This window comes from Streptomyces sp. NBC_01006 (genome assembly GCF_045162725.1).
Lineage (GTDB): Bacteria > Actinomycetota > Actinomycetes > Streptomycetales > Streptomycetaceae > Streptomyces.
Genome location: NZ_CP108700.1, coordinates 6,789,664 through 6,802,604, shown reverse-complemented (window position 1 = coordinate 6,802,604; position 12,941 = coordinate 6,789,664). Strand labels below are relative to the sequence as shown.

The 12,941-nt window shown below is 70.8% G+C and carries 14 protein-coding genes and 1 tRNA gene; 6 read left to right on the top strand and 9 right to left on the bottom strand.

The window, feature by feature from the left end:
• Positions 1-434: 434 nt before the first annotated feature.
• From OG509_RS30855 to OG509_RS30840, 4 genes are all read left to right on the top strand, one after another.
• On the top strand, positions 435-1,100 hold the full coding sequence (locus OG509_RS30855) for a DUF6879 family protein (RefSeq protein ID WP_406185883.1): 666 nt from the start codon (positions 435-437) through the stop codon (positions 1,098-1,100).
• Positions 1,097-1,597 (top strand): Scr1 family TA system antitoxin-like transcriptional regulator, encoded by a 501-nt coding sequence (locus OG509_RS30850; protein WP_406185882.1) that lies wholly within the window; start codon positions 1,097-1,099, stop codon positions 1,595-1,597. The genes OG509_RS30855 and OG509_RS30850 overlap by 4 nt, the downstream gene beginning before the upstream one ends.
• Positions 1,598-1,861: 264 nt before the next feature.
• Positions 1,862-3,024 (top strand): IS3 family transposase gene (locus OG509_RS30845; protein ID WP_406185881.1). Its coding sequence is split into 2 segments (ribosomal slippage): positions 1,862-2,146 and positions 2,149-3,024, totalling 1,161 coding nucleotides; the frame shifts between segments, so codons are not numbered across the junction.
• A 95-nt stretch (positions 3,025-3,119) separates the two neighbouring features.
• On the top strand, positions 3,120-4,316 hold the full coding sequence (locus tag OG509_RS30840) for a tyrosine-type recombinase/integrase (RefSeq protein ID WP_406185879.1): 1,197 nt from the start codon (positions 3,120-3,122) through the stop codon (positions 4,314-4,316).
• Between the two features lie 28 nt (positions 4,317-4,344).
• Here OG509_RS30840 and OG509_RS30835 read toward each other — a convergent pair.
• Positions 4,345-4,421: transfer RNA gene (locus OG509_RS30835), tRNA-Pro, on the bottom strand.
• Positions 4,422-4,559: 138 nt separating this feature from the next.
• On the opposite strand from OG509_RS30835, the gene OG509_RS30830 reads away from it, so the two are divergent.
• Entirely contained in the window at positions 4,560-5,261 is a 702-nt protein-coding gene (locus tag OG509_RS30830; RefSeq protein WP_406185878.1) for a transketolase, read from the top strand.
• Positions 5,262-5,273: 12 nt separating this feature from the next.
• Positions 5,274-6,182 carry a transketolase family protein gene (locus tag OG509_RS30825; RefSeq protein ID WP_406185877.1) on the top strand — a complete coding sequence of 303 codons (909 nt, stop codon included), beginning with the start codon at positions 5,274-5,276 and terminating at the stop codon, positions 6,180-6,182.
• Here OG509_RS30825 and OG509_RS30820 read toward each other — a convergent pair.
• From OG509_RS30820 to OG509_RS30785, 8 genes are all read right to left on the bottom strand, one after another.
• The gene (locus OG509_RS30820) at positions 6,179-6,535 is read right to left on the bottom strand and encodes an MmcQ/YjbR family DNA-binding protein (RefSeq protein WP_406185876.1); all 357 of its coding nucleotides are present in this window, start codon (positions 6,533-6,535) and stop codon (positions 6,179-6,181) included. The genes OG509_RS30825 and OG509_RS30820 overlap by 4 nt on opposite strands.
• Positions 6,536-6,619: 84 nt before the next feature.
• A complete protein-coding gene (locus OG509_RS30815) occupies positions 6,620-7,171 on the bottom strand; it encodes a GAF domain-containing protein (RefSeq protein ID WP_030159755.1) in 552 nt (183 codons plus the stop codon).
• Positions 7,168-7,809 (bottom strand): GTP-binding protein, encoded by a 642-nt coding sequence (locus OG509_RS30810; RefSeq protein ID WP_406185875.1) that lies wholly within the window; start codon positions 7,807-7,809, stop codon positions 7,168-7,170. The genes OG509_RS30815 and OG509_RS30810 overlap by 4 nt, the downstream gene beginning before the upstream one ends.
• Positions 7,787-8,176 carry a DUF742 domain-containing protein gene (locus OG509_RS30805; protein WP_134074289.1) on the bottom strand — a complete coding sequence of 130 codons (390 nt, stop codon included), beginning with the start codon at positions 8,174-8,176 and terminating at the stop codon, positions 7,787-7,789. The genes OG509_RS30810 and OG509_RS30805 overlap by 23 nt, the downstream gene beginning before the upstream one ends.
• A gap of 23 nt (positions 8,177-8,199) precedes the next feature.
• Complete coding sequence (locus OG509_RS30800; protein ID WP_030159759.1) at positions 8,200-8,628, bottom strand: roadblock/LC7 domain-containing protein; 429 nt, start codon at positions 8,626-8,628, stop codon at positions 8,200-8,202.
• 35 nt (positions 8,629-8,663) lie between these two features.
• Complete coding sequence (locus tag OG509_RS30795; RefSeq protein WP_406185874.1) at positions 8,664-10,529, bottom strand: sensor histidine kinase; 1,866 nt, start codon at positions 10,527-10,529, stop codon at positions 8,664-8,666.
• Between the two features lie 239 nt (positions 10,530-10,768).
• Positions 10,769-11,968 (bottom strand): MBL fold metallo-hydrolase, encoded by a 1,200-nt coding sequence (locus tag OG509_RS30790; protein WP_406185873.1) that lies wholly within the window; start codon positions 11,966-11,968, stop codon positions 10,769-10,771.
• A 174-nt stretch (positions 11,969-12,142) separates the two neighbouring features.
• Entirely contained in the window at positions 12,143-12,928 is a 786-nt protein-coding gene (locus OG509_RS30785; protein WP_385580785.1) for an SGNH/GDSL hydrolase family protein, read from the bottom strand.
• Between the last annotated feature and the right edge of the window lie 13 nt (positions 12,929-12,941).

Genomic DNA, 12,941 nt, shown 5'->3' with positions numbered 1-12,941 from the left:
ACAACAGGAGGTGTCAGCGGAAAGCAAGGGGGCGGAAAATATGCCTTCAGTGGGTTCAATTGTGGTGGTGGTATTCATGGTCAACCCGCAAAGCCCGGCTGGACGAAGGGGCGTTAGTTCCGAAGTTCATTCATTCTCAGAAGCTGATGAGGCTATTGAATCCAGCGCCTCCCAAGGCACTTCCGATTCGGAGACCTATTCTCCAGAACTTAAGGCGACTGCGGCTCAATACAATATATCCCCCAGGATGCTCCAGGCGTGGCGGTCACGAAATGATCGCAAGCCGCCAAAGGAACAGCGACAGTGGCCATACCCGGAGTTCGAGAATCCATTGGGGTTCTTTGGAGCAATTCGCGTTGAGCGATAGAATCCAGGAAATCGCGTAATCTCCCTCACATCTTTCCTCGTCCCTGCTCGATATAATCCGTCCTCATATGACAGAACGAGCAGGACAGAGATTTGACGGGGAAGCCGTCGCCAAGGCGTTAGGCACCAACGCCCAAGACGTGACCGATCCCGCCTACGGGCAGGGTCAGCACTTCCAGGTTCAAAGCGACAGCACCTTTTTAAGCTTGGACACCTTCCCCGAGAGTGGCGTCTCCCGTATCACCACCAAAGGTGCTCGCATCGAGCTGTTCGGCGGCATGCTTCCCCGGGTCGAGGACGAGGGAATCGTCTTCCTCCAGAAGGACTCAGACCACGAGCACTCCACGGTGTCACTCAGTCCTGACGGGCTCGTGAACATGCGGAGGCAAACCGGCGCGGGCAAGCGAGTCGAGCGGGTTCGCCTCATCGATGATCCGCCAACGACCTACCAGAGATGCGGACTCACCGGTGTCCCGGCCGCTCTTGAGGCTGGCGAGGACGTCCGTTACCTACGCCGGGCCAAGGCCGAGGAAGCAGCCTTGCCCGCTGAGGACTTCTGGCTCTTTGACAGCCGATACGTTGCCCTCTTCCACTATGAAGGTGACGAGCCCGTTGGCCTGGAGCTGATCGAAGACCCGGCTCATGTGCTGCGTTACTGCCAAGTCCGCGATGCTGCCTGGCACTACGCCATCCCCTACCGGGAGTTCGTCGCTCAAGTACCTTCCGCTGTGTGAGTACGGATTTTCAGCGAGCCAGAGAGGCCCTCGGTGCGCGCCTGCGCGAACTGCGCACCGAGGCACACCTCACCCACCGGGAGTTGCCAACCCGCCTTGGCTGGGCCCACTCCGAGATCTCCAAGCTTGAGACCGGCAAGCAGACCGTATCGATCGCCGACCTTGCAGCTTGGGCTGAGACGACAGGTTTCACCGACGCTCTCCCTGAGCTGAAGAACCACCTCCGCCGGCTTGAGACGCACTACCGCTCATGGCGACGCCAGCTGGCCGGCGGTCACAAGGCCGTCCAGGATGCTGCTCTTGCTGAGGAGCAGCGAGCTCAGGTCATCCGGGTGTATGAGACCTCAGTCATCCCGGGCATCTTCCAGACCGCGGACTATGCCCGTCATCTCTTCACGCACTCCGCTCAGTTGCGCCGCTCTCCCCGGGACGTTGAGGACGCCGTACGAGCGCGCATGCGTCGCCAAGAGGTGATGAGCTGCTGGTTCGCTGGCTGAACGGCGGCCCCGGCACGCGCGAGGGCGTTGAAGAGTACTTCCAGCACTGCTGGGAACAGTGGGACACTGCCGGGCCACTCCGCGCTTTCGGCATCCGGGTAGGCGCCGACCAGGCGCTCGCAGGCACGATCGACTTGCGGTTCGCAGGGGAGGGCTTGACTCCCGGCCAGGTGAATGTCGCCTACGGCCTCTATCGGGTCTGCCGCACGATCGGGTGACATCTGAAGTGGCTTGCCCTGTAGGGCAGGTGGGAAGGATGTCGCTGTGCCCAAGCCCTATCCGGAAGAGTTCCGCCAGGACGTCGTGCGGGTCGCGCGGAACCGTGGCCCGGGTGTGACGGTCGAGCAGGTCGCCACCGACTTCGGGGTCCACCCGATGACGTTGTGGAAATGGATGCGCCGGGCGGACATCGATGACGGGACCAAGGCCGGGACCACCAGCCAGGAGAACGCGGAACTGCGGGAGGCACGTCGGCGGATCAAGCTGCTGGAGCAGGAGAACGAGGTCCTGCGCCGGGCCGCGGCCTATCTGTCGCAGGCGCATCTGCCGGGAAAAGGATCTACCCGCTCGTGAAAGAGCTGGCCGCGGACGGAACGCCCGTCTCGGTGACGTGCCGGGTGCTCAAGCTCGCCAGACAGCCGTACTACCGCTGGCTCGACAAGCCGGTGGCCGACGCCGTCCTCGCTGAGGCGTATCGCGCGAACGCGCTCTTCGACGCTCACCGCGAGGACCCGGAGTTCGGTTACCGGTTCCTGGCTGACGAAGCACGCGATGCCGGGGCCCGGATGGCGGACCGGACCGCGTGGCGGATCTGCCGGGAGAACCGCTGGTGGAGCGTGTTCGGCAAGAAACGCGGCCGGGGCAAGAAGGCCGGCCCGCCGGTGCACGATGATCTCGTGAGCCGCAACTTCACCGCGGCCGGCCCGAACCGGTTGTGGCTCGCCGACATCACCGAACATGCCACCGGCGACGGCAAGCTGTATCTCTGCGCGATCAAGGATGTCTTCAGCAACAGGATCGTGGGCTACTCCATCGACGTACGGATGAAGTCCCGCCTGGCGGTGACCGCCCTGGACAACGCCGTGGCCCGGCGTGGACACGTCGACGGGTGCATCCTGCACAGCGATCGCGGATCGCAGTTCCGGTCCCGGAAATTCGTCCGGGCGCTCGACCGCCACCGGATGGCCGGATCGATAGGGAGAGTCGGGGCAGCCGGCGACAACGCGGCCATGGAGTCCTTCTTCAGCCTGCTGCAGAAAAACGTGCTCGACCGCCGCAGCTGGACCACACGCGAGGAACTGCGGATCGCGATCGTCACCTGGATCGAGAGGACCTACCACCGACGCCGCAGACAAGCCGCACTCGGCCGGCTGACCCCTGTCGAATTCGAGACCGTCATGACCACACCGGCCCTCCAGGCCGCGTGACCGAACCTGTCACCCGAACCTGCACCAGACCCATCCGGTTGCGGACGTCGAGCGTCGGGCGATTGCTCGGCCACGCAAGACCGACGGGCCACCGCTTGGGTGGGCCGCCTCGGCCGCCGCACATATCGCAAGGGTTCAACGCCGACCCGAACCAGAGCGTCGCCGACTACCTGACCGCCTGGCTCGCCGCCAAGGCTCTCGTACTCAAGCCGACCACCATGGCGCGATACCGGGACTACGTCCACAACGACCTCGTCCCCGCCTTCGGCACCCTCAAGCTGGACGAGCTCGGACACCGTCACATCGCCGCCTTCGTCACCGGCGAGCTCGCCACCGGCCGCGGCAAGACCACCCTCTACCGCTGCCTGGCCACCCTCTCCAGCGCCCTCGGTGACGCCTTCCGCCAACACCGCCTCCCCCACAACCCAGCCAGCCCCCCAGCACTTCACCGGCCACCATCGCCCGAGCGACGGATCTGGACCGCGGACGAGGCCGTCCGCTTCCTCCAGCACTGCCATCAGACAGACCCGGACATGGCCGACCTGTTCGAGTTCCTCATCGGCACCGGCATGCGCAAAGGAGAGGCCCTCGGTCTGCACTGGGACGACGTCTACCTGACCGAACGGGTTCTCTACGTCCGCTGCACCCTCTCGGCAATCGACAACAACCACCTCGTCATCACCAGCCCGAAGACCCGCGCCAGCAAGAACTGGGTCGCCATCTCACCCCGCGTCGCCACCGCACTCCAACATCGGGCCCAGTCAAGAACCCACTCCCGTGGCGATCCCAATGATCGGTTCGCCGGACTCGTGTTCTGCAGACCCGACGGCCGGCCACTTCGCCCTCAGGGCGTACTCGACCGGCTCCGGAAGCTGTCCAATGAAGCTGGCGTTCCCCGCATCACCGTTCACGACCTGCGGCACCTGGCCGCCACGATCACCATCACCGCCGGCATCCCACTCACTGTGGTCTCCAAGACGCTGCGGCACTCCACCCTGTCGACCACCGCCAACGTCTACAGCCACCTCACCCAACAAGCCGCCCGCGAAGCCGTCGACACCATCGACCACACCCTCACCCAGGCGCAGAAACGAAACGACCGACGCGCCTGGCTGGAACGGCTGCGACCACCACGCGACCACATCCAGAACCTCCGCGAAACCCTCCACCGGCTCCGCTCCCCCACCCCGCCCGGCCTCCACCCCACCGCCAACCAACCCCAAAGCGGGCGTGCGACCACACTGCGACCACCAGGACTCCGGGCACGGAAAAGGCCGTCCTCTCATGTGTGAGAGAACGGCCTCCGACCTGCATGAAGCATGGTCGGGACGACAGGATTTGAACCTGCGACCCCTTGACCCCCAGTCAAGTGCGCTACCAAGCTGCGCCACGTCCCGATACCCGCTGACCTGGGGTTTTCCCTGGCCGAACGCGCAGGAGAACAATACCGCACTTCGTGGGGTGGTCGCGCGCACCTTTCGCGGGGTCGGGGGCGGCCTTGACCTCAAGCGGACTTGAGGTTGCACGATCGGTGCATGACACAGGCAACCGCGGACACGGGGTTCCGCTACGAGGATCTGGGCCGGCTCATCGCGCTCATGACCGGGGCCGAGAAGCACGGGCCCGCCGCTCACTCCACGCTCGACGTGCTGTGGGTGCTCTACGACCGGGTGCTGCGCGTGGAGCCCGAGTCGGCCGAGGAGGCCGGGCGGGACCGGTTCCTGCTCTCCAAGGGGCACGGGCCGATGGCGTACTACGCCGTACTCGCCGCCAAGGGGTTCTTCCCGGTGGACTGGCTGGGCGGTTTCGGCTCGTACGACTCGCCCCTCGGGCACCACCCGGACCGCACGCTGATCCCCGGAGTGGAGATCGGCAGCGGCTCCCTCGGGCACGGGCTGCCGCTCGCCGTCGGCAGTGCGCTCGGGCTGCGGGCGCAGGGGCTGGACGAGCCGGCGGTGTGGGTGCTGATCGGAGACGCGGAGCTCGACGAGGGCAGCAACCACGAGGCCATCGCCTACGCCGGCGCCGCCGGGCTGGAGCGGCTGCACACCGTCGTGATCGACAACGACTCCGCGACCCACGGCTGGCGCGGCGGGATCGCCTCCCGCTTCGAGGCCGCCGGCTGGTCGGCGGAGACCGTCGACGGCCGGGACCACGCGGCGCTGCACGCCGCCTTCACCACACCGCATCCGGGCCGGCCCCACGCCGTCATCGCCCGTGTCGAGAAGAAGCAGTAGAGGGGTTCGGTCGTGGACAACATGCGGGAGCGGTTCGTCTCCGTCACTTCGCGGGCGCTCGACGAGGATCCGAGGCTGGCGCTCGTGCTCGCCGAGATCACCATGGACGGGTTCCGGCCCGGCCGGCAGCGCCATCCGGAGCGGGTGATCAACGTCGGGATCAGGGAGCAGTTGCTGATCGGGGTCGGCGGCGGGCTGGCCCTGACCGGGCTGCGGCCGATCGTGCACACCTTCGCCAGCTTCCTGGTGGAGCGGCCGTTCGAGCAGGTCAAGCTGGACTTCGGGCACCAGGGCACGGGCGGGGTCCTGGTCAGCGCGAGCGCCAGCTACGACTGGCCGGCCGGCGGGCTCACGCACATGGCACCGGGGGACGTGGCGCTGATGGACACCCTCGACGGCTGGACGGTCCACGTGCCGGGGCATCCGGACGAGGCCGAGGCGCTGCTGCGCCACGCCTACGCCGCAGGGGACGACAAGGTCTACGTACGCCTCTCGCAGCAGTCGAACGCCGCCCCGCGCCCGGTGGACGGCGCGGGCTTCCTGACCGTACGGGAGGCGGGTCCCGGCGCCGCCGTCGTCGTCGCCGTCGGCCCGCTGCTGGACAACGTGCTCGCGGCGACGGAGGGGCTGGACGTGACCGTGCTGTACGCCACCACCGTGCGGCCGTTCGACGACGCGGCCCTGCGCGGGGCCGTCGGCCGGGGCACGGCCGACGTGGTCCTCGTCGAGCCGTACCTGGCCGGCACCTCCACGGCGGCCGCGGCGCAGGCCCTGGCGGAGGTCCCGCACCGGATCCTCGGGCTCGGCGTCGGCCGCGCCGAGCTCCGCCGCTACGGGACGATCGAGGAGCACACCGCCGCGCACGGCCTCGACCCGCACTCCCTCCGCGAGCGGATCGGCGCCTTCGTCCAGCCGCGCTAGCGAGCGTCCAGTTCCGGGTGGGCCGCGGCCAGGCGTTTGGGGGCCGCCTGGAGCCAGGAGTCGATCAGGATCGCGCGCAGCTCGGCGGCGCCCTCCAGCGCCGCCAGCCGGACCCGGAGCCAGGCGTAGTTGTCGTCGTGTCCCTCCCGGACGAAGAACTTCTCCGGCTCGGCGGCGATCAGCTCCGCGCGGTCCTCCTTCGGGCACTTCACCCCGATCGAGGCGTCGTCCTCGCCGAGCGCGGCGAATATCTTCCCGCCCACCCGGAACGTGGGCATGCCCCACGCGAGCTTCTCGCTGCTGTCGGGCAGCGACAGCGCGGTCGTACGCACGTCCTCGGCGGTCACGGCCATCGCGCGACTCCTCTCCCCACCACCGGTCGGGCTGATGTCGTCGACCGTAGCGGCCGGCACTGACAACCGCCCCCGGACGGGGGCTCAGCCGGTGCGGAGGGTGTCTTCGCGGGCGTGGATGATCTCCAGGAGGTCCGCCGCCAGGGATTTGGCCGTGGCCAGGCCTTTCAGGCCCCAGCGGCGGGGTTCCACGTCGACCGCGCAGACCGTGCCCAGGACGGCCCCCGTACGGTCGATCAGCGGTGCGCCCACGTATGACCGGACCCCGCTCTCGTCCACCACCGCGTTGCCCGCGAAGCGCGCGAAGTCCCGTACGTCCTCCAGCACCAGCGCCCGGCGCCGCACCACCACGTGCGGGCAGTACCCGTGGTCCCGCGGCAGCACCCGCGCCGGATACCCGCTCGCCGGGGCGTCCGGCGCGTGGTGCAGCCCGGCGAAGAACTGCCGCTCCTCACCGACGAAGTTGACCCCTGCGTACGGGGCCGCCAGTACCTCGGCGATCTGCCGGGCGAAGGCGTCGAGCTCCGTGTCCGCCCGCTCCCCCAGGCCCAGTTCGCGCAGCCGGACGGCGCGCGCGGGCGCCTCCCGGTCCACCGGCGTGAGCAGCAGGTGTCCGGTCGATTCGTAGTACGTCATCTCGGTTTCCCCCCATCCCCATCCCATGACTTCGCTGACTTGTCTGACTTTTCCGTCGCCGCCGTGAAGAGCAAGTGGTGGACCAGGGCGGCCAGCGCCCCCGTCCCCGAGCTGGTCAGCCGCGCGTCGCACCGTACGACGGGCACCTCGGGCCCGAGCCCCACGGCCTCCCGGACCTCGTCGGCGGTGTAGCGGTGGCCCTCGTCGAACTCGTTGACGGCGACGATGAACCCGATGCCGCGCCGCTCGAAGAAGTCGACGGCCGGGAAGCAGTCGGCGAGCCGGCGCGTGTCCGCGAGCACCACCGCGCCGAGCGCGCCCGCGCACAGCTCCTCCCACAGGAACCAGAAGCGCTGCTGCCCCGGCGTACCGAAGAGGTACAGGACGTGCCGCTCGTCCAGGGTGAGCCGGCCGAAGTCGAGCGCGACGGTCGTGCACGTCTTCGCCTCGACCCCGTCGAGCGGGTCGGGGCCCTCGCTCAGCCCGCTGAGCAGCTCCTCCGTGCACAGCGGCTCGATCTCGCTCACCGCGCCCACGAAGGTCGTCTTGCCCGCCCCGAACCCGCCCGCGACCAGGATCTTCAGCGTCGCGGGCAGGGCGGGGGCGAGGCGGGTGTCACAGTCGTCGGCGTAGGCCATCGAGCACCGCCCGGAGCAGGTTCTGGTCGTCGGCGGCGACGTATCCGCCGCCCGGGAACCGCGGCGCCTGCGCCGTGACGGCCCCGAATTCCATCAGATCGGACAACAGCACCTTCACCACCACCGCCGGCAGCCGCAGCTGTCCGGCCACCTCGGCGACGGTGACGGCCGCGGAGCCCGCGCACAGGCGCAGCGCCAGCGTGTGCTCCGCGCCGAGCGGCCCGCGCGGCCGCACCCCCGTAGCGGTCACCAGGGACAGCAGGTCGAGTGCGGCGGCCGGGCGGGTCCGCCCGCCGCTGGCGGTGTACGGGCGCATCACCCGGCCCGCCGAATCGTCGAGCCAGGGCGTGTCCCTCGGAGCTCCCATGCCGTACGTGGCGCGGGCGCGCATCACTCCGGGTCGCCGACGGGCCGCCGCGGCGGGGCCGCCAGGTACGGTCGGACGCTCTTGACCAGCATCGCCATCTCGTAGCCGAGTACGCCCGCGTCGGCCTCCCGGTCGGCCAGGACCGCGAGGCAGGTGCCCGCCCCGGCGGCCGACACGAACACGAGCGCGGTGTCGAGCTCGACCACCACCTGCCGGACCTCCGCGCCGTCCCCGAAGCGGGATCCGGCGCTCCGCCCGAGCGAGTAGAGCCCGGAGGCCAGGGCCGCCAGGTGGTCGGCGCTGTCGTTGTCGAGGCCGTGGACGCAGGTGACGAGACCGTCGGCGGTGAGGAGGACCGCGCTGCGCGTGTAGGGGACCCGCTGGACCAGGCCGCTGAGCAGCCAGTCGAGGTCCGAGAGCCGACTGGTCTTCGTCGCCGCTTCGCCGCCCATGGTGGTGCGCTCCTTGCTGAGGTGAGAGGTCGGGGTCATGGCTGGTTCTCCGACTGGGCGAGGCCGAAGCCCCGTTGGAAGGCGGCCATCAGGCCCGGGTCGTGCACGGGTTGTTCGGGTGTGTCGGCCGGTCGCGGGGCGGGGGCGTCCCGCAGCTGCGGGGCGAGGTGGTGCTGGGCCCGGCGGCGGGGCAGGGCCGGCCGGTCGGGATCCGTCCGGGCGGCCGGTACGGAGACCACCGCCATGGTCGGCAGGGCCACCGGCACGGGGGCGGGGGCGGGCACGGGCGCCGGAGGTGCCGGCTCCCGTACGACCGGCCGCGCGGGCGACCGTACGGCCGCTCCCTCGCCCGGAGTCGCGCCCGTGGTCCGGCCCGGCGTCCGGCCCGGCGAGGTCACGTCCAGCCCCAGGTCGAAGGCCAGGTCCAGGGTCGTCTCGACGGCCGGCGCCTCCCACGGCTCCCGGCGATCCGTCTCGTGCCACGCCGACCGCGGCCGCGCACGCGTCTGCGGGCGCGGCGCGGGCGGCGCCGCCCAGGTCGGTGCCGCCGGCTCCGGCTCCCGGCGAAGCGGTGGTTCCGGCTTCGGCTGCGGCTGCGGTACTGCCACCCGTACGGGCTCCAGCGGAGGCAGGCCGGCGCCCCCGTCCCCGGTCCCCCACGACGTGGCCCGGGAGCCCCCGAGCGCATCGGCGGCGCTCGGCGCCTCCGCCCCCAGCAGCTCCTGCGGCAGCACCAGCACCGCGAGCACGCCGCCGTAGATGTTGGACTTGAGCTCGACGGCGATCCCGTGCCGCCGGGCCAGCGCCGACACCACGAACAGGCCGATCCGCCCGTCCGCCAGCAGGTGCCGGACGCTGATCTGGTCGGGGTCGACGAGCAGGGCGTTCATCCGGTGCTGCTCCGCGGCCGGCAGGCCCAGCCCGCGGTCCTCCACCTCGACGGCGATGCCCGCGGTGACCCGCTCGGCGCGCACCACCACGTCGGTGTCGGGGGCGGAGAACACCGTGGCGTTCTCGACCAGTTCGGCCAGCAGGTGCACGACGTCGGCGACGGCGTGGCCGCGTACGGTGCCGCCCGCCGGGGGCACCACCTTGACCCGCGTGTACTGCTCGACCTCCGCGACGGAGGAGCGCAGCACCTCGCTCAGGTCGATGGGCCGGGTCCACTGGCGCCGCGAGGCGGCGCCGCCGAGCACGGCCAGGTTCTCGGCGTGGCGGCGGATCCGGGTGGCGAGGTGGTCGACGTGGAAGAGCTCCTTGAGGAGGTCGGGATCCTCGACCGTGTCCTCCAGCTCGTCGAGCAGCGAGATCTCCCGGTGCACGAGGGACTGGAGCCGGCGCGCGAGGTTGACGAAGACCTCGACCTTGCGGTCGCTGTCGGACGGCGCGGCCGGGCCGGCCAGCCGTACGAGGGTCGTGTGCGCGTGCTCGCGGGCGCCGCGCAGCTCCTGGGAGAGCAGCCAGAACTCGTCGACGCGGGCCGGGTCGGTGCCGGGCGGCGGCTCCGTCGGTCCGCCGCGGACCGGGCGGACCGGCGGCTCACCCCGTTCCAGCCGCTCGGCGGCGGTCCGCAGCTCCTGGCGTCCGCGCACGCTGGAGCGGCGCAGGGCCTCGCAGCGGTCCCGGACGGCCTTGGCGGAGCGCTGGGCTCCGAGCAGGGCGGCAGCCAGCGCGCCGATGACGAGCAGGGCGCAGCCCGCCAGGACCGGCCAGAGCCGTGCGTCCCGCGCCCCCGCGCCCCCGCCGAGCTGCAGCGTGAAGATCACCGCGGCGGCGCCGCTGAGCCCGGCGGCGAGCGTGGGCAGCAGGGCGGCGCGGACCAGCTGAGGCCGTATCTGCCGGCCGGGACCGGTGACGGCGTGTCTCGACGGGGCGTGGCGGGCGGCGCGGAGTCCGGACATCGGCGTCCTCTACGTGGGGCCCGGGCCCCCAGGGTTCCGGGGCCCGGTGTGGATCACAGTGTTGATCACCGGATACCCACGCTAGACCGCACAATCCCGCCTCTGACAGCCAGTTGGGGAACTTCGCCCGGGTGCTTCCCGCTCCCGATGGAGCGCTCGTACGACAGCCCGAATCCGCCGGGGGCGCACGTTCGCAAGGACCGTACGAGACGCACACCCCCCAGCCCCGGAAGCAACCCCTACGAGCCGACGGCCTCCGGTTCCTCGTGCGCCGCTGCCGGGGGCCGGGTGGTCGCGACCGGGCGGGGCGGCGTCGCCGGGGCGGGCGGGGCCGAGGCCACGAACGGGCGCCACCACGGCTCGCTCGGGGCGGCCGCGTCGCCCGGCTCGAACGGCTGGCCCGGGATCGGCAGCGCGATGGCCGCCCCGGTGGCCTCGGAGGCGGCCACGGTGCCCTCGCCCGGCTCGTCCCACGGGTGCAGCGCCAGGTTGAAGGTGCCCCAGTGGATCGGCAGCATCGTGCCGTGGGGGATCCCGCCCTGGAGGTCGAGGTGGGCCTGCATGCCCTCCTCGGGGGTCATGTGGATGTCGGGCCAGTACTCCGAGTACGCACCGATCTGGATCATCGTGGCGTCGAAGGGGCCGTGCGCGGCGCCGATCTCCGCGAACCCGGGGAAGTACCCCGTGTCACCGCTGTGGAAGATGCGGTGCTCGTCGCCCGCGACCACCCACGAGGCCCACAGGGTGTTCTGCTGGTTGCGCAGGCCGCGCCCGCAGAAGTGCCGCGCCGGGGTCGCCGTCAGCGAGAGCCCCGCGATCTCGGTGGCCTCGTTCCAGTCGAGCTCGCGCAGCCGGTCCGGGGACACGCCCCAGCGCTCCAGGTGCGCGCCGACGCCGAGCGGCACGGCGAAGACCGTGTCCGTCCCGGCCAGCTCCTTGATGGTCGGCAGGTCGAGGTGGTCGTAGTGGTCGTGCGAGATCACCACGGCGTCGACCGGTCCCAGCGAGGCCAGCGGTACGGGGACGGGGTGCAGCCGCTTGGGCCCGGCGAACGGGAACGGCGAGCACCGCTCACCCCACACCGGGTCGAACAGCACCCGCCGCCCGTCGATCTCCGCGAGTACGCCCGAGTGCCCCATCCAGGTCAGGCGCAACCCGCTCACCGGCGGTTTCGCCAGCTCGGCGAGCGTCGTCGGGTACACCGGGATCGGCGCGCCCGGATTGCGCCGGGTCCGCTGCTCCTTGTGGAAGTAGATCTTGGCGAACTCCATCATGGAGCCGGAGGGCCTGGTCCGGGCCCCGACCGGGTTCCGGAAGACGCCGTCGGCGAAGTTCGGCGAGCGCCGGATCCGCTCCAGGCGGGCGCCGGACGGATCCGCGCCGAAGGCTTCGGGCCTCAGGGCGCGCAGCCGAGGACGCAGGGGACGGGAGCCGGTCAAAGCGCCTCCTGGGAGGGTGGGGCGGATGGTCGTGAGGCCGTGCGGAATACCGGTCTACCACCATCCCAACGCGCACCGGCCCCGAAGGATTCCGCCGCGCGCCTGCGTTCTCGCACCCTCCCCTTCCCCCTCCTCCGCCCCTTCCCCCTCGCGTCCGCCCCGCCGCCCGCCGCCCTACAACGGCAGCAGGTCCGGACGCTTCGCCTCCACGTGGTCCCCGGAGGACTCCCCGCGCAGCCGCCGCCCGATCCAGGGCACGAGGTACTCCCGCGCCCACTGGATGTTGTCCCGGGTCACGTCCACCGACCCGCGCGGCTGTTGCGGCGGCCACGGCTGGTCGGGATCGGCCGGCACCTCCAGCCCCAGTACCTGGGCGGCGCGCAGCGCGACCCGGGTGTGCCCCTCGGGCGACAGGTGCAGCCGGTCGTCGTCCCAAGCCCGCCGGTCCTGTACGGACTTCAGCGACCAGAGGTCGAGCACCGGGCAGTCGTAGCGGTCGGCGATGGCGCGCACGTGCGCGCTGTACGTCGCCACCTTGCCCCGGAGGTGCTTGAGGACCGGAACACCGCGGGTGTCGAAGCCCGTGGTGATCATGACCTGTCCGACGGCTCCGGTGAGGTCGGCGACCGCCGCCTCGAACCGCTCCGCCACGTCGTCCGGGTCGCTGCCGGGCCGGATGATGTCGTTGCCGCCCGCGCAGAAGCTCACCAGGTCGGGTGCGAGCTCCTTGGCCCGGGGGACCTGTTCGGCCACGATCTGGTCGAGGAGGCGCCCCCGCACGGCCAGGTTCGCGTACCTGAATTCGTTTTCCTCGCGCTGATCGGCCAGGAGTACGGCCAGCCGGTCCGCCCAGCCGAGAAAGGTCTCCCCGGGCCCCGGGTCCCCCACACCCTCGGTGAAGCTGTCCCCGATCGCCGCGTACGAGCCGATGGTCTTGAGTGTCGTCTTCGTCGCTGCCACGAGAACACATCCT